The 26,547-nt window shown below is 66.4% G+C and carries 19 protein-coding genes, 1 tRNA gene and 2 rRNA genes; 10 read left to right on the top strand and 12 right to left on the bottom strand.

Features of this window, described 5'->3' with window-relative positions; translation table 11 throughout:
- Positions 1 to 23 precede the first annotated feature (23 nt).
- The 4 genes from CIK77_RS10490 to CIK77_RS10475 all read right to left on the bottom strand — a co-directional run bounded on the left by CIK77_RS10490 (position 24) and on the right by CIK77_RS10475 (position 6,424).
- A 23S ribosomal RNA gene (locus tag CIK77_RS10490) occupies positions 24 to 3,129 on the bottom strand.
- A 348-nt stretch (positions 3,130 to 3,477) separates the two neighbouring features.
- Positions 3,478 to 5,004: ribosomal RNA gene (locus tag CIK77_RS10485) — 16S ribosomal RNA — on the bottom strand.
- The 16S and 23S rRNA genes sit together here, the layout of an rRNA operon.
- Positions 5,005 to 5,880: 876 nt before the next feature.
- Positions 5,881 to 6,147 (bottom strand): GlsB/YeaQ/YmgE family stress response membrane protein, encoded by a 267-nt coding sequence (locus CIK77_RS10480; RefSeq protein ID WP_087054251.1) that lies wholly within the window; start codon positions 6,145 to 6,147, stop codon positions 5,881 to 5,883.
- Positions 6,148 to 6,250: 103 nt separating this feature from the next.
- Entirely contained in the window at positions 6,251 to 6,424 is a 174-nt protein-coding gene (locus CIK77_RS10475; RefSeq protein ID WP_087054250.1) for a CsbD family protein, read from the bottom strand.
- 523 nt (positions 6,425 to 6,947) lie between these two features.
- Between CIK77_RS10475 and CIK77_RS10470 the strand changes: the two genes are divergently transcribed.
- The gene (locus tag CIK77_RS10470; protein ID WP_087054249.1) at positions 6,948 to 9,140 is read left to right on the top strand and encodes an MMPL family transporter; all 2,193 of its coding nucleotides are present in this window, start codon (positions 6,948 to 6,950) and stop codon (positions 9,138 to 9,140) included.
- On the opposite strand, the gene CIK77_RS10465 is transcribed toward CIK77_RS10470, so the two are convergent.
- Positions 9,141 to 9,983 carry an aldo/keto reductase gene (locus CIK77_RS10465; RefSeq protein ID WP_087054248.1) on the bottom strand — a complete coding sequence of 281 codons (843 nt, stop codon included), beginning with the start codon at positions 9,981 to 9,983 and terminating at the stop codon, positions 9,141 to 9,143.
- 143 nt (positions 9,984 to 10,126) lie between these two features.
- Between CIK77_RS10465 and CIK77_RS10460 the strand changes: the two genes are divergently transcribed.
- From CIK77_RS10460 to panB, 6 genes are all read left to right on the top strand, one after another.
- Positions 10,127 to 11,407 carry a sensor histidine kinase gene (locus CIK77_RS10460; protein ID WP_087054247.1) on the top strand — a complete coding sequence of 427 codons (1,281 nt, stop codon included), beginning with the start codon at positions 10,127 to 10,129 and terminating at the stop codon, positions 11,405 to 11,407.
- A 34-nt stretch (positions 11,408 to 11,441) separates the two neighbouring features.
- Complete coding sequence (locus tag CIK77_RS10455) at positions 11,442 to 12,089, top strand: response regulator transcription factor (protein ID WP_087054246.1); 648 nt, start codon at positions 11,442 to 11,444, stop codon at positions 12,087 to 12,089.
- A gap of 525 nt (positions 12,090 to 12,614) precedes the next feature.
- Positions 12,615 to 13,352, top strand: coding sequence for a DUF2520 domain-containing protein (locus tag CIK77_RS10450; RefSeq protein WP_087054288.1), 738 nt, complete (start codon positions 12,615 to 12,617; stop codon positions 13,350 to 13,352).
- Complete coding sequence (gene panC / locus CIK77_RS10445) at positions 13,349 to 14,200, top strand: pantoate--beta-alanine ligase (RefSeq protein ID WP_087054245.1); 852 nt, start codon at positions 13,349 to 13,351, stop codon at positions 14,198 to 14,200. Before CIK77_RS10450 ends, panC begins: the two co-directional genes overlap by 4 nt.
- Entirely contained in the window at positions 14,200 to 14,589 is a 390-nt protein-coding gene (gene panD / locus CIK77_RS10440; protein WP_087054244.1) for an aspartate 1-decarboxylase, read from the top strand. Before panC ends, panD begins: the two co-directional genes overlap by 1 nt.
- Complete coding sequence (panB, locus tag CIK77_RS10435; RefSeq protein WP_258861467.1) at positions 14,586 to 15,455, top strand: 3-methyl-2-oxobutanoate hydroxymethyltransferase; 870 nt, start codon at positions 14,586 to 14,588, stop codon at positions 15,453 to 15,455. The genes panD and panB overlap by 4 nt, the downstream gene beginning before the upstream one ends.
- Positions 15,456 to 15,619: 164 nt before the next feature.
- On the opposite strand, the gene CIK77_RS10430 is transcribed toward panB, so the two are convergent.
- A complete protein-coding gene (locus CIK77_RS10430) occupies positions 15,620 to 16,327 on the bottom strand; it encodes an NRDE family protein (protein WP_087054243.1) in 708 nt (235 codons plus the stop codon).
- 95 nt (positions 16,328 to 16,422) lie between these two features.
- Between CIK77_RS10430 and coaBC the strand changes: the two genes are divergently transcribed.
- Positions 16,423 to 17,631 carry a bifunctional phosphopantothenoylcysteine decarboxylase/phosphopantothenate--cysteine ligase CoaBC gene (gene coaBC / locus CIK77_RS10425; RefSeq protein ID WP_087054242.1) on the top strand — a complete coding sequence of 403 codons (1,209 nt, stop codon included), beginning with the start codon at positions 16,423 to 16,425 and terminating at the stop codon, positions 17,629 to 17,631.
- Positions 17,632 to 17,916: 285 nt separating this feature from the next.
- Here the strand turns inward: coaBC and CIK77_RS10420 are convergent, their stop codons facing one another.
- The 3 genes from CIK77_RS10420 to galT form a co-directional block, all read right to left on the bottom strand.
- On the bottom strand, positions 17,917 to 19,791 hold the full coding sequence (locus CIK77_RS10420; protein ID WP_170934078.1) for a DUF2207 domain-containing protein: 1,875 nt from the start codon (positions 19,789 to 19,791) through the stop codon (positions 17,917 to 17,919).
- Between the two features lie 215 nt (positions 19,792 to 20,006).
- A complete protein-coding gene (galK, locus tag CIK77_RS10415; RefSeq protein ID WP_087054240.1) occupies positions 20,007 to 21,191 on the bottom strand; it encodes a galactokinase in 1,185 nt (394 codons plus the stop codon).
- On the bottom strand, positions 21,188 to 22,288 hold the full coding sequence (gene galT, locus CIK77_RS10410) for a galactose-1-phosphate uridylyltransferase (RefSeq protein ID WP_249268505.1): 1,101 nt from the start codon (positions 22,286 to 22,288) through the stop codon (positions 21,188 to 21,190). Before galT ends, galK begins: the two co-directional genes overlap by 4 nt.
- 182 nt (positions 22,289 to 22,470) lie before the next feature.
- Between galT and CIK77_RS10405 the strand changes: the two genes are divergently transcribed.
- Entirely contained in the window at positions 22,471 to 22,899 is a 429-nt protein-coding gene (locus CIK77_RS10405; protein WP_087054238.1) for a MarR family winged helix-turn-helix transcriptional regulator, read from the top strand.
- 171 nt (positions 22,900 to 23,070) lie between these two features.
- The gene (locus CIK77_RS10400) at positions 23,071 to 23,847 is read left to right on the top strand and encodes an alpha/beta hydrolase (RefSeq protein WP_212647449.1); all 777 of its coding nucleotides are present in this window, start codon (positions 23,071 to 23,073) and stop codon (positions 23,845 to 23,847) included.
- 141 nt (positions 23,848 to 23,988) lie between these two features.
- Here CIK77_RS10400 and CIK77_RS10395 read toward each other — a convergent pair.
- The 3 genes from CIK77_RS10395 to CIK77_RS10385 form a co-directional block, all read right to left on the bottom strand.
- Positions 23,989 to 24,061, bottom strand: a tRNA-Arg gene (locus CIK77_RS10395).
- 111 nt (positions 24,062 to 24,172) lie between these two features.
- Positions 24,173 to 24,790, bottom strand: a complete 618-nt coding sequence (locus CIK77_RS10390) for an asparagine synthase (RefSeq protein WP_181861408.1) — start codon at positions 24,788 to 24,790, stop codon at positions 24,173 to 24,175.
- 58 nt (positions 24,791 to 24,848) lie between these two features.
- The gene (locus CIK77_RS10385) at positions 24,849 to 26,336 is read right to left on the bottom strand and encodes a glyceraldehyde-3-phosphate dehydrogenase (RefSeq protein WP_087054237.1); all 1,488 of its coding nucleotides are present in this window, start codon (positions 26,334 to 26,336) and stop codon (positions 24,849 to 24,851) included.
- Positions 26,337 to 26,547: the final 211 nt, after the last annotated feature.

Raw genomic sequence — 26,547 nt, 5'->3', positions numbered from 1 at the left:
CGCTCGCAAGAGCTAGTGAAGAAGTGTGTAAGTCGTCGGCTTATTAGTACCAGTCAGCTGCACACATTGCTGTGCTTCCACATCTGGCCTATCAACCCAGTAATCTGCTGGGAGCCTCTCGAACCGAAGTTCATGGAAGTCTCATCTTGAGGCCGGCTTCCCGCTTAGATGCTTTCAGCGGTTATCCATCCCGAACGTAGCCAACCAGCCGTGCCCTTGGCAGGACAACTGGCACACCAGAGGTTCGTCCAACCCGGTCCTCTCGTACTAGGGTCAGATCCTCTCAAACTTCCAACGCGCGCAGCGGATAGGGACCGAACTGTCTCACGACGTTCTAAACCCAGCTCGCGTACCGCTTTAATGGGCGAACAGCCCAACCCTTGGGACCTACTCCAGCCCCAGGATGCGACGAGCCGACATCGAGGTGCCAAACCATGCCGTCGATATGGACTCTTGGGCAAGATCAGCCTGTTATCCCCGAGGTACCTTTTATCCGTTGAGCGACAGCGCTTCCACAAGCCACTGCCGGATCACTAGTCCCGACTTTCGTCCCTGCTCGACCTGTCAGTCTCACAGTCAAGCTCCCTTGTGCACTTACACTCGCCACCTGATTGCCAACCAGGTTGAGGGAACCTTTGGGCGCCTCCGTTACTCTTTGGGAGGCAACCGCCCCAGTTAAACTACCCACCAGGCACTGTCCCTGAACCGGATTACGGTCCGAAGTTAGATGCTCCAAATGACCAGAGTGGTATTTCAACAATGACTCCACCCGAACTGGCGTCCGGGTTTCACAGTCTCCCACCTATCCTACACAGGCCACACAGAACACCAATACCAAGCTGTAGTAAAGGTCACGGGGTCTTTCCGTCCTGCTGCGCGTAACGAGCATCTTTACTCGTAATGCAATTTCGCCGAGTTCGTGGTTGAGACAGCTGGGGAATCGTTACGCCATTCGTGCAGGTCGGAACTTACCCGACAAGGAATTTCGCTACCTTAGGATGGTTATAGTTACCACCGCCGTTTACCGGGGCTTAAATTCAAAGCTTCGCCCAAGGGCTAACTCGTCCTCTTAACCTTCCGGCACCGGGCAGGCGTCAGTCCGTATACATCGTCTTGCAACTTCGCACGGACCTGTGTTTTTAGTAAACAGTCGTTCCCCACTGGTCTCTGCGGCCCACACACCCTTTCGGTGTAAAACCTAGTAAGTGGCGGGCCCCCCTTCTCCCGAAGTTACGGGGGCATTTTGCCGAGTTCCTTAACCACGATTATCTCGATCTCCTTGGTATTCTCTACCTGACCACCTGAGTCGGTTTGGGGTACGGGCGGCTTGAACCTCGCGTCGATGCTTTTCTTGGCAGCAGAGGATCACCCACTTTTTATTCCCATCGTGTCTCACCCTCATGAGTCCCGGATTTGCCTAGGACTCGGGCTACGCACTTGGACCAGGACTACCATCGCCTGGCTGGGCTGCCTTCCTGCGTCACACCTGTTAATACGCTAACCGCACCAGCATGGGGTCGCGCGCTAGGCCATCCGGTGTCACCCGAAGGTGACGGTGAATGGATTCGGGCGCTTAGCACCACTGGATTGGTTGGGACGGTTCTTCGCCGGTACGGGAATATCAACCCGTTGTCCATCGACTACGCCTGTCGGCCTCGCCTTAGGTCCCGACTTACCCAGGGAAGATTAGCTTGACCCTGGAACCCTTGGTCTTTCGGAGGACGTGTTTCTCACACGTCTTTCGCTACTCATGCCTGCATTCTCACTCGTGTGGCGTCCACGGCTAGATCACTCTGCCGCTTCACTCGCCACACGACGCTCTCCTACCCATCAACACGGCTGGACCACGAAGGCCTACCAAAAATGTCAATGCCGCAACTTCGGTGGTGTGCTTGAGCCCCGCTAAATTGTCGGCGCGGAATCACTTGACCAGTGAGCTATTACGCACTCTTTCAAGGGTGGCTGCTTCTAAGCCAACCTCCTGGTTGTCAAAGCAACTCCACATCCTTTTCCACTTAGCACACGCTTAGGGACCTTAGTTGGCGATCTGGGTTGTTTCCCTCTCGACTATGAAGCTTATCCCCCACAGTCTCACTGCTGCGCTCTCACTTACCGGCATTCGGAGTTTGGCTGACGTCAGTAACCCGTTGAGGCCCATCGGCCATCCAGTAGCTCTACCTCCGGCAAGAAACACGCAACGCTGCACCTAAATGCATTTCGGAGAGAACCAGCTATCACGAAGTTTGATTGGCCTTTCACCCCTATCCACAGCTCATCCCCTCAGTTTTCAACCTAAGTGGGTTCGGCCCTCCACGACGTCTTACCGTCGCTTCAGCCTGGCCATGGATAGATCACTTCGCTTCGGGTCTAGAACACGCGACTCGATCGCCCTATTCAGACTCGCTTTCGCTACGGCTACCCCACACGGGTTAACCTCGCCACGTATCACTAACTCGCAGGCTCATTCTTCAAAAGGCACGCCGTCACAACAATTAAAGTCGCTCCGACGGTTTGTAAGCAAACGGTTTCAGGTACTATTTCACTCCCCTCCCGGGGTACTTTTCACCTTTCCCTCACGGTACTTGTCCGCTATCGGTCATCTGGGAGTATTTAGGCTTATCAGGTGGTCCTGACAGATTCACACCGGATTTCACGGGCCCGGTGCTACTCGGGAACACTCGTAACGCGAGAACACATGTTTCGACTACGGGACTCACACCCTCTCCGGCCGGCCATTCAAAACCGTTCGTCTACACGCTTCTCTAACGTCACCCCTGCGGCAGCAGGAGAACACAAGGTCCCACAACCCCGAACATGCAACACCTGCCGGCTATCACACACACTCGGTTTAGCCTCATCCGCGTTCGCTCGCCACTACTAACGGAATCACTTTTGTTTTCTCTTCCTGTGGGTACTGAGATGTTTCACTTCCCCACGTTCCCTCTACCCGCCCTATATATTCAGGCGGGAGTCACCAGGACACACGAATGCGCCTGGCGGGGTTTCCCCATTCGGAAATCCACGGATCACAGCTCGCTTATCAGCTCCCCGAGGCTTATCGCAGATTGCTACGTCCTTCTTCGGCTCCAGATGCCAAGGCATCCACCGTTTGCTCTTAAAGACTTACAAAATCACATGAGCCACCAACCAAAAGGTCGATGTCGCTCTCTATAAGATGCTCGCGTCCACTGTGTAGTTCTCAAAGTACGGGCGGCGCCCACCCCGCAACCCCCAACCGGGAGCGCAAAAGTGGGCCCAACAAGAAACCAAGCCCCAAGGCCCGGTCCCTCAGGACCCAACAGCGTGCAGCCACCGCCCCCGGACGACACCACGTTCCAGCCCCTCAAAAAGAGACGTACTAGCGACATCACCCATCAACGATGGCATGTCAAATGTTCCACCCATGAGCTGCCGGCAGGACACATTCGGTCCCACACGACGCCTGGACACCCCAAAAGAGTGCCAGATGCTCCTTAGAAAGGAGGTGATCCAGCCGCACCTTCCGGTACGGCTACCTTGTTACGACTTAGTCCTAATTACCGATCCCACCTTCGACGGCTCCCTCCACAAGGGTTAGGCCACCGGCTTCAGGTGTTACCGACTTTCATGACTTGACGGGCGGTGTGTACAAGACCCGGGAACGTATTCACCGCAGCGTTGCTGATCTGCGATTACTAGCGACTCCGACTTCACGTAGTCGAGTTGCAGACTACGATCCGAACTGGGACCGGCTTTTTGGGATTCGCTCCACCTCACGGTATCGCTGCCCATTGTACCGGCCATTGTAGCATGCGTGAAGCCCAAGACATAAGGGGCATGATGATTTGACGTCATCCCCACCTTCCTCCGAGTTGACCCCGGCAGTATCCCCTGAGTTCCCACCATTACGTGCTGGCAACAGAGAACGAGGGTTGCGCTCGTTGCGGGACTTAACCCAACATCTCACGACACGAGCTGACGACAACCATGCACCACCTGTATACGAGTGTCCAAAGAGTCCTACATTTCTGCAGTGTTCTCGAATATGTCAAGCCTTGGTAAGGTTCTTCGCGTTGCATCGAATTAATCCGCATGCTCCGCCGCTTGTGCGGGTCCCCGTCAATTCCTTTGAGTTTTAGCCTTGCGGCCGTACTCCCCAGGCGGGGAACTTAATGCGTTAGCTGCGTCACAGAGACCGTGGAAAGGCCCCCACAACTAGTTCCCAACGTTTACGGGGTGGACTACCAGGGTATCTAAGCCTGTTTGCTCCCCACCCTTTCGCTCCTCAGCGTCAGTAACGGCCCAGAGATCTGCCTTCGCCATCGGTGTTCCTCCTGATATCTGCGCATTCCACCGCTACACCAGGAATTCCAATCTCCCCTACCGCACTCTAGTCTGCCCGTACCCACTGCAGGCTGGAGGTTGAGCCTCCAGATTTCACAGCAGACGCGACAAACCGCCTACGAGCTCTTTACGCCCAATAATTCCGGATAACGCTTGCGCCCTACGTATTACCGCGGCTGCTGGCACGTAGTTAGCCGGCGCTTTTTCTGCAGGTACCGTCACCCGAAGGCTTCTTCCCTGCTAAAAGAGGTTTACAACCCGAAGGCCGTCATCCCTCACGCGGCGTTGCTGCATCAGGCTTGCGCCCATTGTGCAATATTCCCCACTGCTGCCTCCCGTAGGAGTCTGGGCCGTGTCTCAGTCCCAGTGTGGCCGGTCACCCTCTCAGGCCGGCTACCCGTCGACGCCTTGGTGAGCCATTACCTCACCAACAAGCTGATAGGCCGCGAGCCCATCCCCAACCGATAAATCTTTCCCACTGCAAACCATGCGGCTACAGTGCATATCCAGTATTAGACGCCGTTTCCAGCGCTTATCCCAGAGTCAGGGGCAGGTTGCTCACGTGTTACTCACCCGTTCGCCACTAATCCACCCCAGCAAGCTGGAGCTTCATCGTTCGACTTGCATGTGTTAAGCACGCCGCCAGCGTTCATCCTGAGCCAGGATCAAACTCTCCGTAAAAAACAGTTGCCGACTCCACCACCGGAAAAAGGTGACGAAGCAGCGAGTTCAATCATGACCAAAAAGACGAACCATCAAAAAGCTGACGATTCATATATAATTGATCCAAAGGAATTCTCAAACCCATGTGAAAAACACACGAGCCGAGGATAATTTGGCATTTGACAAGTGCACGCTGTTGAGTTCTCAAGGAACGGACGCTCCCAGCCCTGCGACTCCCGCCGCAGCCCTCCGGGGCAACTTCCTCAGCCTATTCGATCAGTGTTCATGTCGCAAAAGCGACACGCCGCATTTCGAATGGCTTTGCATTTGGCTTTCGCATTCTCAGCAATCCGTATTCTGAATCGCTTTCCGAACCGAAAGGCTTTCGATTCAGTCTATTCAACCGAAGCTGAATGCTTTCTGAACCGTGTGATCGCCTTCTTCGAGCCGAAGCTCTTCGAAAGGACAACCTCAGAAGCCTAGCTCATCTCACCGGGACTCGCAAACCGAGACCCTCAAGAGACGAGCAGCCTCCCACCTCTGCTCCGTCGGCAGCTGCCTCAGGTTCTTCGGGGGGATTGTGTCGCCGTCTTGGGATGGGAACCTTCCGGCTCAACCTCACCTCTTGGCGGCGACAGGAGAAAACATTACGCGGATCGTGCACACCCCACAAACTCGGGCCCTCCCGGGCGTGTCGGTGGCCGTGTGCGCCAGGGGCGCTGTCAGCTGCGCGAGCCCCGATGATCTCGCGGTGGGGAGCGCTGTCGAGAACGCCGCGACCATCTCGTCATGCTCTGCCGGCACTCCCGCGACATCGGGGGCTCGCGGGACAGCGGCGCTGCTGTCCCGCGAGCCCCCGATGTCCCCGGCTCTTCCTCCCGTGCGGAGCGGGTCCTACTTCTTGGCGCGTCGACCCGCGATCGCGCCGTAGATCACGAGCACCAGCAGGGAGCCCCCGATCGCGAGCAGCCATGTCGAGAGGGAGAAGAACGATCCCAGCCCGACGTCGAAGATGAGGCTGCCGAGCCACCCGCCGAGCAGCGCTCCGACAACGCCCAGCAGCAGCGTGACGAACCAGCCTCCAGCCTGCTTGCCCGGGATGATCAGCTTTGCAATCGCTCCGGCGATGAGGCCGAGGAGCAGGAAACCGAGAAAGCCCATGATGTATGTCCTTCCTGTTGTGCCGAGGGCGCTGCCGCCCGCGGCGCGGGGTTGTGATGGAGCAGGGGGCGGCGCACGTGTGCGCCGCCCCCTGCTCCACCGATCACTTCTTGAAAGTGTCCTTGACGTTCTCTGCAGCGTCGCGAAGGTGGCCCTTGGCCTGGTCCTTCTTGCCCTCCGCTTCGAGACGCTCGTCGTCGGTCATCTGACCGATCGTCTCCTTGGCCTTGCCCTTGGCCTTATCGGCGGCAGCCGTGATCTTGTCCTCAGCGCTCATCGATTCTTCCTCTCTCTCGCTGCCCCGCGTGGTTGCGGGGAAGTTGTCCTGTGCGGGAGTTCCCGTCGGGATCTGATCGGAAGCCCCTGCCTGCGGCTGGGCCGACGGAGGCGGCGGGTGCGGACCGCGACGAGTGCGACTCGCGCCGGATCACTCTGCGATGCGCGGCGATCTCTGCGTTCACGTCGTTCCCCTCCCCTTCGCGGGGCCCGGGTGACTTCACGGGACTCCGGTAACTCTCTGTCTACTCGGCAACCCCGCCGATCCGCAATAGAGGTGCTGCGGAAGGTCCGCCCTGACGCAATCGTCGGACCGTGCATGGCCGCTGTGATGTCGCCGACCACGCGCTGCGGATCGGTGTGTACGACCGTGACAACGGCATCGGCCGCGACCTCTTCCTCCGCCGGCCCCACGCCGATTCGGCTCGCCGGTCTCAGGCACGGAGAGTCTTGCGGCACGACGACATAGATTGGAGCGATGGCGCTGCCGCCCGTGCAGGTGCGCGACCGATGGAGGAGACCACATGACCGCCCACGACGCTGCGACGCGCACCCGCCGCGAGCTCCATCCGCGCAGACGCCGCTCCGGCCCGCTGCGCGTGCTGCTGCCCGCCGTGCTGATCCTGGCGTGGTTGACGGCGGCCGGAATCGGCGGACCCTACTTCGGCAAAGTCGACGAGGTCTCCTCCAATGATCAAACCGCCTATCTGCCGGAGTCCGCCGACGCCACGCGCGTGCAGGAGCTCCTGCCGGAGTTCACCGAGTCCGATGCCGTTCCGGCGATCGCCGTGTTCGTCGGAGAGACGGAGCTCACCGAAGACCAGCTCGCGACGATCGGTGACGAGGTCGCCTCTCTCGCCGACCTTCCGGATGTGACCTCCGATGTCTCGCCCGTGATCGCATCGGATGACGGTCTCGCCGCTCAGGCTTTCGTGCCCGTCGCCGACGACGCCGACATCGCTGACGCGGTCGCGGCGATCGGCGATGCCGTGAACCACGGTCTGCCCGACGGCGTCACCGCCTACGTCACGGGCCCCGCCGGGTTCTCCGCTGATCTCGTCGCCGGTTTCTCCGGCATCGACGGACTGCTGCTCGGGGTCGCCCTGCTCGCCGTGCTGGTGATCCTGGTGCTCGTGTACCGATCGCTGCTGCTGCCGGTCGCCGTGCTCGCCACGAGCATGTTCTCACTGTGTGCCGCGCTGCTGATGGTGTGGTGGCTGGCGAAGTGGGAAGTGCTGCTGCTCAGCGGCCAGACCCAGGGCATCCTGTTCATCCTCGTCATCGGCGCGGCCACCGACTATTCCCTGCTCTACGTCGCGCGCTTCCGCGAGCAGCTGCGCGTCAACCGCGACAGGGCCGTGGCGACCACTCGCGCGCTGCGGGCATCAGTCGAACCCATCCTCGCCTCGGGCGGCACGGTGATCGCGGGCCTGCTGTGTCTGCTTCTCAGTGACCTGAAGTCGAACAGCACGCTCGGTCCGGTTGCGGCGATCGGCATCGCCTTCGCAATGCTCGCCGCGCTGACGCTGCTGCCCGCCGTGCTGTTCGCGTTCGGTCGTGCGGCGTTCTGGCCGCGACGGCCCAAGTACGAACCGGATGTCGTGGCCGCGGAGCCTGGCGTGCCGACGAAGGGCGTGTGGGCGAAGATGGCGGTGCTCGTGCGCCGGCGCCCCCGCGCGGTCTGGATCGTCACCGCGCTGGTGCTGGCGGCGGGCGCGGTCGGCGCGACGCAGCTCGAGGCATCCGGGGTGCCGCAGTCGGACCTCGTACTCGGCTCCTCTCCCGCACGCGACGGCCAGGTCGCCCTCGGTGAGCACTTCCCCGGCGGGTCAGGAACGCCCGTGCGAGTCGTCGTACCCGAGGACGACCTGCAGAACGCCGCCGACGTGCTGCTGGCGCACGACGGCGTCGATGCCGTGTCGGTCGTCGCGTCCGATTCTCCAAGCGGCACGGCGCCGGTGACATCCGACGGCATCTCCGCCCTCGTACCCGGTTCACCCGCCCCCGAGCCGACGATCGTCGGCGGCGACGCGATGCTCGAGGGCACGCTCACCGACGCCTCGGACTCGGCCGCAGCAGAGGAGGTCGTCAGGGACATCCGGAATGAGCTGTCGGATCAGGCGCCAGGCGCCGTCGCCGGCGGGGTGACGGCGACGGCGATCGACACGAACGATGCGTCGATCCACGACCGCAACCTGATCATCCCTGTGGTGCTCGCCGTGATCGCGCTGATCCTGATGATGCTGCTGCGCTCGATTCTCGCGCCGCTGCTGCTGATCGCCACGACCGTGCTCTCCTTCGGCACGGCGCTCGGCGTCTCCGCGCTCGTGTTCGATCACGTGCTCGGCTTCCCTGGTGCCGACCCGGCCGTGCCGCTGTACGGGTTCGTCTTCCTCGTGGCGCTCGGAATCGACTACAACATCTTCCTCATGACGCGCGTGCGCGAGGAAGCGCTGACATCCGGAACCCGCGAGGGCGTGCTGCGCGGCCTGACCATCACGGGCGGCGTGATCACGTCGGCCGGGCTCGTACTGGCAGCGACCTTCGCCGCGCTCGGGATCATTCCGATCCTGTTCCTGGCGCAGATCGCCTTCATCGTCGCGTTCGGCGTACTGCTGGACACCTTCGTGGTGAGGTCGCTCCTGGTTCCTGCGCTCTCCTACGACATCGGCCGCGCGATCTGGTGGCCGTCGAAGCTGTCGCGGAAGGGCTCCTGACTACATCTCCTCATGCACGTCGGGGTCGGCGTCGAAGATGCGGCCGCGCTCGAGCGAAGCGATCTGCTCGATGTCATCCGGATCGAGATCGAAGCCGAACACGTCGGCGTTCTCGCGCTGGCGATCCGGCGACGACGACTTCGGGATCGGCGTGGCATCCAGCTGCGTATGCCAGCGCAGCACCAGCTGCGACGGGGTGACGCCGTACTTCTCGGCAAGGGCGAGCAGCGACTCCTCCTGCAGCAGCTCCGTGCGGCGGGCCAGCGGGCTCCAGCTCTCCGTGCGGATGCCGTGCTCTGCGTGGAAGGCGCGCAGCTCGGCCTGCGGGAAGTACGGGTGCAGTTCGATCTGGTTCACACTCGGTGTGACGCCGGTCTCGGCGATCAGCCGCTCCAGCATGGCGATGGTGAAGTTCGAGACGCCCACCGAGCGCACGACGCCCTGTTCACGCAGCTCGATCATGCCGCGGAAGGTGTCGACGTACTTGTCGACGCTCGGGTTCGGCCAGTGGATCAGCAGCAGATCGATGCGGCCCAGGCCCAGCGTCTCGTTCGACTCGCGGCCGCTGGCGATGGCCTCGTCGTAGCCGTGGTGACGACCGGGAACCTTGGTGGTCACGATGATGTCGTCGCGGTCGACGCCGCTGCGGCGCACGCCCTCACCGACCTCGCGCTCGTTGCCGTAGTTCACCGCGGTGTCGAGCACGCGATAGCCGCCGCGGATTCCCCCTTCGACCGCGGCGATGCCGTCGTCGCCTGTGAGCTTGTACGTGCCGAGGCCCAGCTCGGCGAACGGACTGCCGTCGTTCAGTGTCACACCGGGGATCCGGATCGGTTCTGCCATTGCGAGCGTCCTTCCGTTCGGGCTTCCGACACTACCGGCCGAGCATCCGGATGTCCGATCGCTGCCGGCACCGAGGCGCGCGATCACGAAGGATCCTCCCTTCGGATGATCTGCTCGCGCCGCTCACGTGCTGAGATGGACGCGTGCCGAACGATCGTCCCCTGCGACTCCCCTTCGACGAGTGGGTGCTGCCAGGCGTGCGCTACCGCTCGCTCGCCGGAGACATCACGGCTGCCGTGCTGCTGGCCGCCGCGGGAGTGGCTGCCTGGTTCTTCGCCGATGTGAGGGCATGGGTGCTGCCCCTCGACGCGATCGACATCGTGTGGCTGTGGCCGATCGTCGCTGTCTCGGTCGTGGTCGCATTGTCCAAGCGGCGCATGCCGGAGGCGGCCGTCGCACTCGCGGCCGCGCAGTTGGTCGCGATCGCACTCGCCTCGGAGCCGCTGCTGATGCTCCCGCTCGTCGCCATGGTCGATGCGCTGTACGCGGCGATGCTGTACGCCTCTCCTCGGGGGCGGGCGATCGTGTATGCGTGCGTGATCACAGCCGGCATCGTGCAGGCGCGCCCCGTGTTCAGCGCCGAGAGTGTGGGCGAGGTCATCGCCGTCGTCATCGCCGTCACGCTCTTCAACGGCGCCCCCCTGCTGTGGGGCACGGCCGTACGCCAGCGCGACGAGCTGCTGACGGCGGAGAAGGATCGAGCCGACGCGATCGCGCGCGCCGCCGAAGCGGAGCGGGCCGCCGCCGTGCGGGCGGAGCGGACGGAGGTCGCCGGCGAGCTGCACGACGAGATCGCCGCGCGGCTCACGGCGATCTCGCTGCAGGCATCCGCGATGTCATCGCGCGTCGATGATGACCCTGCCCTGACGCGCGCCGTGACGGCGATGCGCACCTCCAGTCACGAGGCCCTCAGCGAGCTGCACCAGCTGATCGGCGTGCTCGCGCAGGACCGCGCCGACGACGGTACGGCGGCCGACGTTCCGGATGAGCCGCACGGGCGCGTCGACGGCACCCGCGCGGGGAATGCGGACGGACGTCCCACCGCCCACGATCCGCAGGCGGCCATGCGCGCCCAGGCGGAAGCGTTCGGGGTCGAGCTGACGCTCGCCGGCGACCCCGGCACGCTGTCGACTCCCGTCTCGAACGCGCTGGAGCGCATCGGTCGCGAAGCGATCGCGAACGCGGCGAAGCACGCACCTGGCGCGCCGATCGATGCGCGATTCGACCGAGGAGACCGGACGATCGGCATCACCATCGACAATCCCCTCCCCTCCCGCCCGGAGCACGCCCAGGGCTCCGGGCTCGGCACCGAGCTGATGGCCGCGCGCTGGCTCACGCTCGGTGGCACAGGGCACATCGGTGCGGAGCACGGCCTGTGGCGCGTGCGGGTCGAGATTCCATTGGGCGCCGACCTTTCCGCATGACCGCCATCAGCGCATCGAATCAGAAGGAGCAACCGTGATCCGTGTTCTCATCGCAGACGACCACGCCGCCGTACGAGCGGGAGTGAGGGCGGTGCTCGAGATGTCGGACGACGTCGAGGTGGTGGGTGAGGCCGCCGACGGCCGCATCGCCGTCTCGCAGGCCCGCGCGCTGGAACCGGACGTGGTGCTGATGGACGTGCGGATGCCGCACGTCGACGGGATCGCGGCGACCGAGGAGCTCACGCAGCTGCAGATCCCCGTGCTGGTGCTGACGACGTTCGCGGTCGACGACTACGTCGACGGCGCGCTGGCTGCGGGAGCTGCCGGCTACCTGCTGAAGACAGCGGAGGCCGACGACATCATCGACGGCGTGCGGAGGGTCGCGGCGGGCGAGGGCGTGCTCTCCCCCGAGGTCACACGGCGCGTACTGGAGCGCGCGCGAAGCGCATCGAGCAGGCAGGACCCCGCGGCCGATGCGGCCGCGCAGATCGAGCACCTCACTCCGCGCGAACGGGAGGTGCTCGGCGCCCTCGGCCAGGGGCTCTCGAACGCGCAGATCGCGACGACGCTGTTCGTGTCGGAGCCGACGGCGAAGAGCCACGTGTCGAACGTGCTCAGCAAGCTCGGCGCACCGAGCCGGATGCGCGCGGCCGTGATCGCCCGCGACGCCGGGCTGGCGTGAGGCGACGACGCCCGCGCGTCGGACCGAGATCGGCGGCGAGAACCTGGGCGTCTTCGATGAACGAGAGATGAATGTCACAGAAAAATAACGAAAGTGCGTGACAAGCGTTACTCCTCCGTTATACAGTGGGAACCACGGAAGCCGTTTTGCTGTGGCGGCGACCGACATGTGATTGCAGGACACTCTTGGTGCAAGGGACGAGGGGCCGGGCGGAGATTCTCTCCACCCGGCCCCTTCTGCTGTGCGCCGCATCAAGAGCCGCGCCGCATCTCTCGTTTGCGCCTTGCGCGGCGTATGCGCTTGTTATCCCCGCGTTCGACGCAGACGAACGCGGCTCTGCCCTCCTGCGACGCCGGAGCGGATAGGCGCGAGGAGCGCGGGAGCGTTATGCCATGCACTTCGAGGAAGAGAAGAACGTTACGCACGCATTGTGCCCTTGTGCACTTGTCACTTTGATCCCGGATTTGTATGGCGTGCGCTGACAGCTGGATACTCATCCCGCGCGCATCGAACGCGCAGCACCCCATGAGCACCCATTCCTTCGCACTCGCAGACCTCCGCGTCGCCGTCGTCGGCAACGGCCGACTCGGCGGCGTGATCACCCGCGCCCTCCGCGCCGCCGGTGTCGACGCGCTCGGGCCCACCGGTCGCGGCGAATCGGTTCCGCGTGCCGACATCGCCCTGCTGTGCGTCACGGATGCGGAGATCCCCCGCGCGGCCGCGGCCGTCGCCGGGCGTGCGCGCATCGTCGGTCACACCTCGGGGGCCACGCCGATCGACGACGTCGACTTCGGGCTGCATCCGGTGCAGACCTTCACGGGCGACGAGCATCCGGATGTCTTCTCCGGCCTTGCGTGCGCCGTCGCGGCCCACGATCCCGCCGGCAGGGAGGCGGCCAGCATGCTCGTCGATGCTCTCGGCGGCAGGTCCTTCGAGATCGCCGATGAGCACCGTGCCGCCTATCACGCGGCATGCTGCATCGCCTCGAACTTCCTCGTCACCCTCGAGGAAGCCGCCGCCCGGGCGGCCGGGGCGGCCGGAATCGACGAAGTCAGCGCGCGCGACATGCTCGCACCGCTCATCCGGCGCACGGTCGACAACTGGACGGAACACGGTGCCGCGGCACTGACCGGCCCAATCGCACGCGGCGACGACGGCACCGTGGTGCGCCAGCGCGCGGCGATCGCCGATGTCCCCGGTGTGCCGGAGCTCTTCGACGCGATGTGCGCCAGCACTCACCGGATGACCGAGGAGGCCGCGTGAAGATCATCAGAACGATCGCAGAGATCCGCACGGCCGTGTCGGAGACGCGAGCCTCAGGCGGGTCGATCGGACTCGTGCCGACGATGGGCGCGTTCCACGAGGGGCACCTCTCCCTCATCCGCGCCGCTCGGGCGCAGAACGAGCTCGTCGTCGTGTCGCTGTTCGTGAACCCGACCCAGTTCGGCGCGAATGAGGATCTCGGTTCCTACCCGCGCGACGAGGAGGGCGATGCGCGGCTGGCCCGCGAGGCCGGTGCCGACGTTCTGCTCGCCCCGCCCGCGAGCGAGGTGTACCCCGACGGCTTCGCCACGACGGTCCACGTCTCGGGGGTCACCGACGTGCTCTGCGGTGCGGTCCGCGGGCCCGGTCACTTCGACGGCGTCGCCACGGTGGTCGCAAAGCTGTTCGGCATCGTCGCCCCGGATTCCGCCTACTTCGGCCAGAAGGATGCCCAGCAGGTGGTCGTGGTGCGCCGCATGGTGCGCGATCTGAACATCCGGGTGCGCATCGAGGCCTGCCCGATCGTGCGGGATCCGGACGGCCTCGCCATGAGTTCGCGCAACGCCTACCTCGACGCGGCATCGCGCAAGCAGGCCACCGCACTGAACCGCGCCCTCGACGCCGCCGAGGCACTCGTCCGATCCGGTGAGCGCCGCGCAGGGCCCGTGCTCGCGGCGGCCCGCGGCGTGCTCGTCGGCGCGGGCATCGACCCCGAATACGTCGAGCTGCGAGACCCGGATGACCTCGGCGCGCTCGACGAGATCGGCGACCGTTCCCTGCTGGCCGTCGCCGCACGCGTCGGCACCGCACGCCTCATCGACAACCGCATCCTGGAAGGAGACCGCTGATGCACCGCACCATGCTGAAGTCCAAGATCCATCGCGCCACCATCACCGGCAGCGACCTGAACTACGTCGGTTCGATCACCATCGACCCCGATCTGCTCGAGGCAGCCGACATCCTGCCGCACGAGCAGGTGCACGTGCTCGACATCGACAACGGCGCCCGCTTCGAGACCTACGCGCTTCTGGGCGAGCGGGGATCCGGCGCGATGCAGGTCAACGGCGCGGCGGCTCGTCTGGTGCACTCAGGTGACACCATCATCGTCGTCTCCTACGCCGAATACGACGAGCGCGACCTCGAACAGTACGAGCCGCGCGTCGTGCACGTCGGGCGCCGCAACGAGATCATCACCGTCGACGACGCCGTCGACCGGCTGCTCAGGGCATCGGCGTGAGCACGCACGCGCCCCGCGGCGAGCGCATCGGCATCGCGGACCTCGCTCGGATGAAGGCGAGCGGCGAGCGCATCGTGATGGTGACCGCCTACGACTACCCCAGCGCGGGCATCGCCGATGCCGCCGGCGTCGATGTGGTGCTGGTGGGCGATTCCGGGGCGATGACGGTGCTCGGCTACGACAGCACGGTGCCCGTCACGGTCGACGAGATGCTCGTGCTGTGCCGCGCCGCCCGCCGCGGTGCACACCGGCCGCTGCTGGTCGGCGACCTGCCGTTCGGCTCCTACGAAGCCTCCGATGCCGACGCCGTGGCGACCGCACAGCGCTTCGTCAAAGAGGCCGGGTGCGATGCCGTCAAGCTCGAAGGCGGCGGGCCGTCGGTCGAGCGGGCGCGGGCGATCGTGCGCGCCGGCATTCCCGTGATGGGCCACGTCGGCCTGACGCCGCAGACGGCGGCGTCAGGCGGCGGCTTCCGCGCGCGGGGGCGCACCGCCGAGGAGGCGCTGTCCGTGCTCGACGCGGCCCGCGCACTCGAAGACGCCGGATGCTTCTCGATCGTGTTCGAGGCGATGCCTGCAGCCGCGGCCGCCGCGATCGCACCGCGGCTGCGCGTTCCGGTGATCGGCATCGGCGCCGGCGCGGACGTCGACGGGCAGGTGCTCGTCTTCCACGACCTGCTCGGCATCCACGACGGCGCCCCCGCACGCTTCGTCAAGCGCTACGACGAGCTGCGCGAGCGGATGATCACCGGCGTCGCATCATTCGCCGACGACGTCCGGTCTTCCGGATACCCCGCCCCCGAGCACACCTACGGCATGCCGGCCGAGGAGCAGACCCGCCTCGAGGAGTTCCTCGCCGCCCCCTGACATTGCCCCGCTGCCGAAATGCGCACTTTTCGTCGAGATGCGCCGTTCTTGACACCTTTTCGGACGAAAAGTGCGCATTTCGCGAGCCAAGTCACCCCTCTCGCGGGCCGGATCATCCGGATGCCTGTGGCCGGTGGACGTGGCTCGTGCGGCAGGGGCGCCGCTCAGGCGAAGCTCAGCGGCGCCCACTGTCCAGGCGCATCGAACTCCGCGTACTGCACGTCGGCGGTGCCCGGCGTGATCCGCGCGACGCACGCCAGCGTCGACAACGTCGGGTAGCCGAGCGGGCGGTTGTCGCGCACGATGGCGCGGTCGTCGGTGGGTCCGACCTCGGAGGTGCGTTCGAGCAGGTCGATCCACGGCAGGTACCAGTCGCCGCCGGCGCCGAGCTCGGCATCGGCGAAGGCGTCGCGCCAGGCCGTGATGCGTTCGCTGCGCGGGTCGTCGAGGTCGTGGTGCGCCAGCATGTGCGTTCCGGGCGGGATCTCTTCCCCGCTCATCCGGATGCCGTCCCACGACGTCACCCGCGCGGCGCCGTCGGCGATGGTCACGAGGTTGAACCCGCGCATAGCGTGCGTGTCGGGCTGCGGGCGGCCTGCCGCGGCGTCGACGGCGAGCGAACCGCGCGAGACGATGCGCTCCGGCGGCAGGTCCGGATCGCCGTGGCGATTCAGCGTGACCGCGAGCCTCCCGCCTCGAGCCGCCATCCACGCCCCACCGGCGAGGCGATCCTGTACGCCCACGACATCCGGATCATCCGGCCACCACCGACCCAGTGGGTTCCAGGGTCGGGCGGGATCCTCGTCGCGCACGGCGAGCAGGCTGATGGGGGTGCCGACGGTCTCGGGCACGCGGATGACGACGGTGCACATGGGTATCGACTCCAGCGTACGAGGTTGCGCGGGCAGGTTCGCCCTCTCAGTCCGCTGCCCGCCCCGGATGCCGCCCGCGCTGACACAATGGAGCCATGTTCGTCGTCGTGGGTGTGACAGGCGGGATCGCCGCGTACAAGTCGGTGCAGCTCGTGCGGCTGCTCGTGAAGGACGGACACGACGTGCACGTGGTGCCGACCGAAGACGCGCTGCGGTTCGTCGGCCTGCCGACGTGGGAGGCGATCAGCCGCAACCCCGTGACGACGAGCGTGCACGACGACGTCGCCAGCGTGCGGCACGTATCGCTCGGGCAGCGCGCCGATCTGGTGGTCATCGCGCCGGCGACCGCGAACACGATGGCGAAGATGGCTTCGGGCCTCGCCGACGATCTGCTCGGCACGACGCTGCTGGCCACGTCCGCGCCGGTGCTGATCGCGCCTGCGATGCACACGGAGATGTGGCAGAACCCGGCGACGCAGGCCAACGTCGACACGCTCACCTCGCGCGGTGTGCACATGGTCGGCCCCGTGGCGGGCGAGCTCACCGGCGGTGACACGGGTCCCGGCCGGATGGCCGAACCGGAGCAGATCCACGAGGCCGTCGGCCGTGAGCTGCATCGGGGGACGGACGGCGCGGCATCCGGGACATGGCTCGTGACGGCGGGCGGCACCCGCGAGCCGCTCGATCCGGTGCGCTTCATCGGCAATCGCTCGAGCGGGAAGCAGGGCACCGAGGTCGCCCTCGCTGCCGCCAGGCGCGGGGCCGAGGTGACGCTGATCGCGGCGAACGTCGACTGGGCAGTACTCACCGAGGCATCGGCGCACGCGCAGATCCGCATCGTGACTGTGAGCACCACGGACGAACTCGAGCGCGCGGTCTCCGAGGCGGCGCCGTCGGCCGACGTGGTCGTGATGGCCGCTGCCGTCGCCGACTACCGGCTGCCGGAGGTGGCGCAGCAGAAGCTGCGCAAGGAGGAGGCGTCTGGGCCGCTCCGGATCGAGCTGGTCGAGTCGCCGGATGTGCTGGCCGGGGTCGTGGCAGCCAGGCGTCCAGGGCAGACGATCGTCGGCTTCGCCGCCGAGACCCCGGATGACGGCGTCAGCCTGGCCGAGCGGGCGATCGCCAAGCGCCGCCGCAAGGGCGCCGACCTGCTCGCCGCCAACGAGGTCGGATGGGACGCCGGCTTCGAGCGCGACGACAACCGGCTGCTCATCGTCGGCTCCGACGACCGGATCATCGCCGACGCCTCAGGCACCAAGCGCGCCACCGCCGAGGCCCTGGTGCAGGCGATCGTCTCGAGGTGAGGCCGTGGGTGGTCGCTCCGGTGTGACAGAGTGCGGCAAGGCTCAGGGTTTGCCGCACATCCGCACACCCGAACCGGATGCCCGACGCCGATGGCGCAGTTAGGCACACCCGAACGGGCTGCGCCGAAGCCCGCCACCCCGGGAGCCCGTCCCGCCCCGGAGACGCCCTCGCCCCCTCCGGTGTGGCAAAGTGCTGCAAGGCTCGACGTTTGCCGCACATCCGCACACCCGAACCGGATGCCCGACGCCGATGGCGCAGTTAGGCACACCCGAACGGGTGGGCCGCTACACGCCGCCTCCTCCTCCGCCGCCGCCTCCACCGCCGCCGGAGCCGCCTCCGGTTGAGCCGCCGGACGAGCTGGAGGTCGAAACAGTCGACGACAACGAGCCGACGCCCGCGGAGAACGACGCGGCGTGGAACGCCCCGGCGCCTGCCCACCACGACGGTGAGGCGTCGGTGTACATCAGAGCGAGACGGTCGGTCCACTGCTTCTCGAGGCCGAACAGGACGGCGAACGGAAGCAGCTCCTCGTACAGGTGCAGCAGCTGGCGAGGGTCGTTCGGATCGATGCGGCGTCGCTGCGCCCCCGACGGTGACTGCAGCGTCCGGATCCGGTCCTCCTCTGCCACCTCGATGAACAGCTTGAGGCCTTTGAGATGATCTCGCACTTCGGCGCCCGACCCGTTGAGCGGATGCTTGGCGACCACCACGAGCGCGGCGAAGGAGACGACGATCCCGACGACGAGCGCCGTCACAGGAAGCGCAGGCGACACGTAGCCTGACAGCGCGAGCGCTCCGCCGACGACCGCGACAACAGCTGAGACGATCGCGGCGCAGACGACCGCGAAGATCGGCCCGCGCGGCAACGGCCTGCGGTACAGACGCCGGCTCGCCTTCGCCGTCTCGGAATTCAGACTCGAGATCGCCTTCGACAGGCGTGAGTCGTGTGCGCCGAAGGAATAGACCGCGCCGACCGGGAGGGTCTGTCCGAACAGCGCACGCAGCAGCCTGGTTCCGTTCTCATCGGCGAGGCTCGGATCGATCAGCTCCGCGGCCAGCTTCGGTTTGTGACGCTTGACCGCCGGCTGCTCGATGATCCGCACCGATCCGCGGACCGCCTGCTCGAGAAGCTCAGCGGAGATCGCCTTGTCGAGACTCGTGGCGACGAACCGCCTGGCCGCGAAGGCGTCGATGCCGGGCGGAGGGTCGTACTCCGCGATGATCGTGAAGCGCCCTGGCGAGTCCCTCAGCACGGTGCGACGGGCCACGATCGCCCAGACGAGCGTCGCCACGGAACCGAGCGCACCGACCAGCGCGGCCCAGCCCCAGAGCGACGCGAATGGGGAGCTGTCGAAGGGTGTGAAGGTGCCGGATGCGAACCCGATCGCCGCGGTCGCGCTCTCATACGGTGCCGCGGCAACGGTGTCCGTCTCGAAGGTCACCGTCCCATCCGGTTCCTCCGCGCTCGAGATGCCGCACTCGTCACCGTCCGTGCCGATGTAGCAGCGCGCGTCGCCGGTGAGTTCGGTCGCGAGATCCGGAGCGATCGTCACCGTCGCGCTCACCCCGCGGAACGGCTGCACCCATTCCTCGCCGTTGATGTCCCAGTAGAACTCATCGAGACCGTTCTCCATCGGGTGCCCGACATTGTCGATCGTGTAGGTGAAGACGTAGGTCTGCTGCCCCTCGGCGAACTCGCCCTCAGGGACGGCGGAGGTGATCGCCAGATAGCCGTCCTCCGATTCGGTCTCGTAGTCCCGCGGGGTGCCCGTTCCGTCGGTGACGGAGACGATCGTCGGATGCGTGGGGGCGCCGAAGGAGGTCTCAGGGATGGCGCGGACCATTCCGCGGTTCTGCGCGGAAGGGAACTGCGCGACGAAGGTCTCGGTGACTGTGGCGACGCCGACTCCCTCGTCGTCGCGCGACACGTCGAACTCGGTGTGCAGGCTCTCGAACTCGAAGTCGTCGACGGAAGCAGAGCTGACGCCGGCAGGTACGGCAGAAACGGACCCGGATATCGCCGCGCTCGACTCTGGTGCGCCGGCTGCGGAGACTGCGGGCGCAAGCACGCCGAACAGGGCACAGGCCGCCACGGCGAACGCCGCCGCGGCTCGTCGAATGAACGGTCTCTTCGCCAGAGATCTTCCCGTCTGCACCACTGCGGATCCTCCCTCATCCAGTGCGGCCACGATACCGGGCCGACGCCCAGCCCTCAGACACCACTCAGGTGTGGCAGATTGCGGCAAGACCCGACGTTTGCCGCACTTCCGCACACTTGAACCGGATGGGCAGCGCCGGTGGCGCAGTTCGCCACACCGGAACGGCGGTTCCACTGCTGCGCCGGGCGCCGGCGCCCGGCCGGTCGCCGCGCAGGTCAGGCGTCGCGGTGGGCGCCGTCGGAGGGGTGGACGGTGAAGGTGCGCGGAGCGCCGAAGCCGGCCTCAGCGAAAGCCGCGGCGACACGGGAGGAGACCTCGTCGACCAGGTCGTGCTCGACGAGCGCGATCGCCGCGCCGCCGAAGCCACCTCCGGTCATCCGGGCTCCGATCGCCCCTGCCGACATCGCGGTGTCGACGGCGATGTCGAGCTCGGGAACGGAGATCTCGAAGTCGTCGCGCATCGAGGCGTGTGAGGCCAGCAGCAGCTCGCCGATCGCGCGCGGCCCCGACTCGCGCAGCGCCCGCACCGTGTCGAGCACGCGCGCGTTCTCGGTGACGATGTGCTTCGCCCGGCGGAAGGTGACCTCGTCCATCAGCTCCGCGGCTCGGTCGAGGTCGCTCACGGCGACGTCGCGCAGTGCCGGTGCTCCCATGGCGGCTGCGGCGCGCTCGCAGGCGTCGCGCCGGTCGCGGTAGCCGCCGGTGGCGTGCGAGTGCGCGACGCGGGTGTCGATCACCAGCACCTCGAGGCCTTCCCTCGCGAAGCCGAGATCGACCGATTCGACGTCGAGCGTGCGGCAGTCGAGGAAGGTCGCCGCGTCGGTGCGGCCCATGATCGACGACACCTGGTCCATGATCCCGGTCGGCGCCCCGACGGCCTCGTTCTCGGCGGTGCGGCCGACTTTCGCCTGGTCGATCGGCGCGAGACCGAGGCTCCACAGCTCGTCGAACGCGGCAGCCGCCGCGCCCTCGATCGCCGCAGACGACGACAATCCGGCGCCCACCGGCACGTCCGAGGCGATCGCGATGTCGAGCCCGCGCGGTGCCGGCTTGCCGCGCAGCGCGGCCCATGCCACGCCCAGCGGATAAGCGGCCCACTCCGGCACGTCGCCGCGCGCGACGGCGGCGCCAGGCTCCCCCGCGAACAGCTCGGCCAGCGCCGCGGAATCGACCTCGACGGGATCCGGATCGAATGTGGACGCGACCCGGATCATCCGGTCGCTCCGCTCGGCCACGGCAGCGTAGGTGCGCCGGTCGATGGCGAAGGGCAGCACGAAGCCCTCGTTGTAGTCGGTGTGCTCGCCGATCAGGTTCGCCCGCCCGGCCGACGACCACACGCCAAGCGGATCGCCGGCGCCGAGCCCGGCGAGCAGGCCGCGGGCGTCGTCGATCGCGCTCATGCCGGGTCCTCGACGCTCGCGACCGCCTCGCGCAGGCGTTCGGCGGACTGCTCGGGCGGCACGTCGCCGATCCACGCGCCCATCGCGGCCTCGCTGCCGGCGAGGAACTTCAACTTGTCGGCGGCGCGGCGCGGCGACGTCAGCTCCAGGTGCAGTCGCGCCGAATCGCGCGCGACGCCCACCGGCGCCTGATGCCATGCGGCGATGTACGGCGTCGGGGTGTCGTAGACCCGATCGACGCCGCGCAGCAGACGCAGGTACACCCCGGCGAGCTCGTCGCGCTCAGCGGAGGTCAGCTCGGTGAAGTCGGCGGCGTGGCGGCGCGGTGCGAGGTGCACCTCGACGGGCCAGCGCGCGGCGAACGGCACATACGCGAGCCAGTGCTCGGCCTCGAGCACGACGCGGGGGCCGGCCTGCTCGAACTCGAGGATCCGGTCGAACAGGTCGCCGCCCTCACGCTCGATCGACCGCAGCAGCGACTGCGTGCGCGGAGTGATGTACGGGTAAGAGTAGATCTGGCCGTGCGGGTGGTGCAGCGTCACGCCGATCGCCTCACCCCGGTTCTCGAACGGGAACACCTGCTTCACACCGGGCAGCGTCGACAGCGCGGCGGTGCGATCGGCCCACGCCTCGATCACCGTGCGGGCGCGCGAGCGCGATTGGGTACCGAACGATCCGGCGCGCTCCGGGCTGAAGCAGACGACCTCGCAGCGGCCGATCGAGGTGAAGGTGCGGCTGATGCCAGGTGCATCGAGGTCGCCAGGGGCGTTCTCGCCCGCCGGAGCATCGCCCGTGGCCTCCGCGAGCGCGGGACCGAACGACGGAGATTTGTTCTCGAAGACGGCCACGTCGTACTGATCCGGAATCTCTGACGGGTTCGTGTCCGTCTGCGGCGCAAGCGGATCCAGGTCGGCCGGCGGCAGGTGCGCGCGGTTCTGACGAGCGGCCGCGATCGACACCCAGTCACCGGTGAGCACATCGCGGCGCATCGACGCGGTCTCCGGGCGCGGATCGAGCGCGCGCTCGTCTGCACGGCGCTCCGGCGGCAGCTGCGTATCGGCGTCGTCGAAGTAGATGAGCTCTCGCCCGTCGGGCATCCGAGTCTGTCGCTTCACGACTCCCGCCCCGAGCTCGACTCCGGATGGGACTGAGAGGTTCCCGGTCACAGCGCTGCTTCCTCGTTGAGTTGGGCTACGGCCGGACCCGATCTTACTCACCTCTGCGACGACGTCCGACATCGGAAGGATGAAACGGCTGCACTTCGCATACTCTTGAATACGTGACGGATCGAAAAGCTGCTGTTGAGGCGTGGGAGAGCCTCTTCCGTGCCCAGCACGAGATCTTCGAGTCGATCGAGGGAGACTTCCGCGGCTCCGAACTCTCCCAGGCGGAGTACGACGTACTCCTCACCGTGACACGGGCGCCGGAGATGACGGCTCGACTGCGAGACGTCACGGTCCGGATGCTGATCAGCCAGCCCAGCGTGTCCCGCCTCGTCGACCGGATGGTCGCGAAGGGCCTGCTGTCCAAGTGCTCGGATCCCGAGGACGGGCGCGGCTCGCTCATCACGGCGACCGCTGCCGGCGCCCGCGCCTTCCGCGCCGTCGCGACACAGCACGGTCGCCACATCGCCGAGAAGATGAGCGTGCTCAGCGACGACGAGCTCGCGACTCTGTTCACCCTGACGAACAAGCTTCGCGGGAAGTGACCGCTCCCGCACCCGTCGCCTGTGCGAGGAACGCCGGCACGTGGACGGCTCCGGATGCCGACATCCGGCTCGCGAGATGCGCACCTTTCGCCCAAAAAGGCGTCCAAAGCGGCGCATCTCGACGAAACATGCGCATCTCGGCAGCGGTGCGCGGCGGGATACGCTGTCGGCATGAGTGCTGTGCTCCGCGATGTCGCGTTCTCCTCTCGATCCGGATTCCGGCCGCTGTCGCTCGATCTCGTCGTGCCGGATGCGACGGGCCCCGTGCCGGTCGTGGTGTGCTTCCACGGCGGCGGATGGCGCGTGGGAAGCCGGAAGATGTTCGTGCCGGGGTTCGAGGAGTCGGCCGGTCGCGGCCGCATCGTCGACGCCGGGTTCGCGGTCGCCTCGATCGACTACCGACTCACGGGTGAGGCGATCTTCCCCGCACAGCTCGACGACGTGCGAGCCGCGCTGGACTGGGTGCGCGCACACGGTGCGGAGCACGGCATCGACGCCACCAGGATCATCGTGTGGGGAGAGTCAGCCGGCGGTCACCTGGCGGCGCTGGCCGGCCTCGACCGCCAGCAGGGAGTGCGAGGTGCCGTGTGCTGGTATGCGCCCACCGACCTGCTCGCGTTCCCGAAGCCGGGCCCGGATGACGAGCGCCCGACGCGCGAGGAGTCGCTCGTGGGCGGGCCGATCGACGAGCACGTCGAGCTGGCCACGGCTGCGAGCCCGGCCAGGCAGGCGCACGCCGACGCGCCCCCGTTCCACATCGCGCACGGTGCGGACGACGAATGGGTCCCACCGGCGCAGAGCGAGCTGCTCGCCGACGCTCTCCGTGCCGCGGGAGCCGAAGTCGAACTGACGATCGTGCCAGGCGCGACCCACATGTGGAAGGGTCTCGACTCGCTCGACACCGTGTTGGACCCCGCACTCGACTTCGCCCGCCGAGTGACGGGCTGACGCGGGAGGCGCCCCACCTGCACGGGACACCGACGGTGGTTCGCCCACGGGAGAATGCGTATGGTGCGAGGATGATCATGCAACGGAGCAATCGCAACGCAGAAACGGCCCCCGCGAATGCGGAAGCCGTTTCAGATGACGTGCGCCTGGAGGGACTCGAACCCCCAACCTTCTGATCCGTAGTCAGATGCTCTATCCATTGAGCTACAGGCGCTTGGCGCTGCTGCCGAAGCAACCCAACGATCATAACCCACGACTCCGCGACGTGTGAAATCGCGCCGTGCCCGAACCGCACCCCGGGCGTGGCGCCGACTCTGCGGCCTGCTCAGCCGCGCCCGCCCTCCTCGGCCCCGCCATCCGGACTCTCGTCATCCGGATCGTCGCCGTCGGCGCCCGCGGCCTTCTTCTTCGCACGCATCTGCGAGGCCAGCGACTGCAGGTCGACGAGGCGGAGCGCCTGCATTCGCGCTTCGCGCATCCGGTCGTAGTCCGGATCCTCGTCCGGGCGCATCGCCTCGATGTTGAGGCGGCGGTCGATGTTCGACCTGACGTCCTGCCATGCCGCATCGCGCGCCTTCTCGATGACCCCGCGCATGCGATCGGTGTCGTCGAGCAGCTCGCGCAGCCGCTTGGCGACGCCGATCGACTGCTTCGCCCGCCGTCGCAGATTGCGCACGTCCTTGTCGCGGTAGTCGTGCGTGCCGTGGGACTGCGAGTGCCGCCCCCACGCCCGCTTGCGCAGCCGCCGCAGCGCTTCTGCCGCCTGCTCCGATTCGACGGCCAGCCGCTCGACGACCTCGCGCGCCTGCGGCATGAACCGGTCGGTGTCGAAGTTCGCGTCAGCGGCGATCGTGGTGACGAGGATGCGGTTCTTCAACTCGAGGCGTGCCGCAGACACAGCGATTGCCTCGCCCTCGGCGATCGCGTCTGCGTTTCGTCCCACCGGTCCTCCTCATCCGAATAGAGATTAACTGAGCGAGGCCGGATCCGGCGAAGCATCGTCACACGGTCTGGGCGACGGGGACCTCCTCGTGGGCGACCGCGTCGCGCTCGGGCAGCTGAATCGGGTGGGCGCCGGCCATCTTCTCGACCACGCGCACCACCTGGTTCGAGTATCCGAACTCGTTGTCGTACCAGACGTAGAGCACCACGTTCTCGTCGCCATCGGCGAGCGTGGCGAGTCCGTCGACGATGCCTGCGCGGTTGTTGCCGACGAAATCGGTGGAGACGACCTCCGGCGACTCGATGTAGTCGATCTGCTGACGCAGCTTCGAGGTGAGACTCGTCCTGCGCAGGAAGGCGTTGATCTCGGCCTTCGACGCGGCTCTGTCGAGCTTCAGATTCAGAATCGCGAGCGAGACATCAGGTGTCGGCACCCGGATCGCCGATCCCGTCAGGCGCCCGGCGAGCTGCGGCAGCGCCTTCGCGACAGCCTTCGCGGCACCGGTCTCGGTGATCACCATGTTCAGCGTCGCCGCCCTGCCCCGCCTGTCGCCCGAGTGGAAGTTGTCGATCAGGTTCTGGTCGTTCGTGAAGGAGTGCACCGTCTCGACGTGGCCTCGCTCGACGCCGTACTCCTCGTCGAGGGCCGCCAGCACCGGCGTGATCGCGTTCGTCGTGCACGAGGCCGCCGACAGGATCCGGTCGCCCTTCTCGATCCCGTCGCTGTTGATGCCGTGCACGATGTTCCTGATGCTGCCGCGCCCCGGTGCGGTCAACAGCACGCGCGCGACGCCGCGTGCCCGCAGGTGCCGGCCGAGCCCCTCCTCATCGCGCCACCTGCCCGTGTTGTCGACCACGATCGCTCCGTCGATGCCGTACTCGGTGTAGTCGATCGCTGCCGGATCATCGGAGTAGATGACCCGGATGAGCGTGCCGTTGGCGAGGATGGTCTGGTTCTTCTCGTCCACCTCGATCGAGCCGTCGAACGAGCCGTGCACCGAGTCGCGGCGCAGCAGGCTCGCACGCTTTCGCAGATCCTTGTCGCCTCCCGAGCGCACGACGATCGCCCGCAGTCGCAGGCCGGAGCCGCGCCCCGCGTGCGCGATCAGGATCCGCGCGACGAGGCGCCCGATCCGGCCGAAGCCGTACAGCACGACGTCGGTGGGGCCCGGCGGCTCCGCCCCCACCACCTCGGCCAGTTCCGCACGCAGGAAGTCTGCGAGCGCCCGGGGCTCGTACGACCCGCTCCCGGCGTCGAAACGCTGCACGAGCCTGGCGACATCGATCGACGCCGCGCCGAGGCCGAGTGCGTCGAGCGACTCGAGCACCGCGAGGGTCTTCGCCGGGTCGAGCACGTCGTCACCGGCAAGCCGGGCGAATCGGTGCGCTTTGAGGATGTCGATCGGGGAGCACCCGATCAGGCGGCGCCCGTGGATGGACACGACGGTGCCGTTCGCCCGATACAGCCTGCCGATGACCGGAATCATCCGCTCCGCGAGTTCCTCGCGCGCGGCCCAGGCGTGCTGTTCGTCCTCGTACGCGTTCATGGCGCTCCTTCGTCTCGCGCGGCTCGGGTGTTTTGAGATCCGCTTGTTGAGAGGCTACGAACTTCGAAGGGGCTCTTACTGCCGATTCCGGTTGCAAAACTTGTACTTCTTTCGTTTCAGCAATGACGGTGGGCCGCGTGACGGCTCCAAACCCTCGCGCGTGCGTTCCCAGGTTCCCGTCCCGCACGAACTAGGCTGTTGTGAGGCATCC

The sequence above is a fragment of the Microbacterium sp. JB110 genome, from assembly GCF_003335195.1.
Lineage (GTDB): Bacteria > Actinomycetota > Actinomycetes > Actinomycetales > Microbacteriaceae > Microbacterium.
Note: the sequence above shows the minus strand (reverse complement) of the source record. Positions and strands in the feature narration are given on the sequence as shown.

Excerpts from the sequence above, each read along its gene's own strand:
- CIK77_RS10480 (WP_087054251.1), bottom strand. The coding sequence starts at position 6,147 with ATGGGCTTTCTCGGTTTCCTGCTCCTCGGCCTCATCGCCGGAGCGATT.
- CIK77_RS10475 (WP_087054250.1), bottom strand. The coding sequence starts at position 6,424 with ATGAGCGCTGAGGACAAGATCACGGCTGCCGCCGATAAGGCCAAGGGC.
- CIK77_RS10470 (WP_087054249.1), top strand. The coding sequence starts at position 6,948 with ATGACCGCCCACGACGCTGCGACGCGCACCCGCCGCGAGCTCCATCCG.
- CIK77_RS10465 (WP_087054248.1), bottom strand. The coding sequence starts at position 9,983 with ATGGCAGAACCGATCCGGATCCCCGGTGTGACACTGAACGACGGCAGT.
- CIK77_RS10450 (WP_087054288.1), top strand. The coding sequence starts at position 12,615 with ATGAGCACCCATTCCTTCGCACTCGCAGACCTCCGCGTCGCCGTCGTC.
- panD (WP_087054244.1), top strand. The coding sequence starts at position 14,200 with ATGCACCGCACCATGCTGAAGTCCAAGATCCATCGCGCCACCATCACC.
- CIK77_RS10430 (WP_087054243.1), bottom strand. The coding sequence starts at position 16,327 with ATGTGCACCGTCGTCATCCGCGTGCCCGAGACCGTCGGCACCCCCATC.
- coaBC (WP_087054242.1), top strand. The coding sequence starts at position 16,423 with ATGTTCGTCGTCGTGGGTGTGACAGGCGGGATCGCCGCGTACAAGTCG.
- galK (WP_087054240.1), bottom strand. The coding sequence starts at position 21,191 with ATGAGCGCGATCGACGACGCCCGCGGCCTGCTCGCCGGGCTCGGCGCC.
- galT (WP_249268505.1), bottom strand. The coding sequence starts at position 22,288 with ATGCCCGACGGGCGAGAGCTCATCTACTTCGACGACGCCGATACGCAG.
- CIK77_RS10400 (WP_212647449.1), top strand. The coding sequence starts at position 23,071 with ATGAGTGCTGTGCTCCGCGATGTCGCGTTCTCCTCTCGATCCGGATTC.
- CIK77_RS10385 (WP_087054237.1), bottom strand. The coding sequence starts at position 26,336 with ATGAACGCGTACGAGGACGAACAGCACGCCTGGGCCGCGCGCGAGGAA.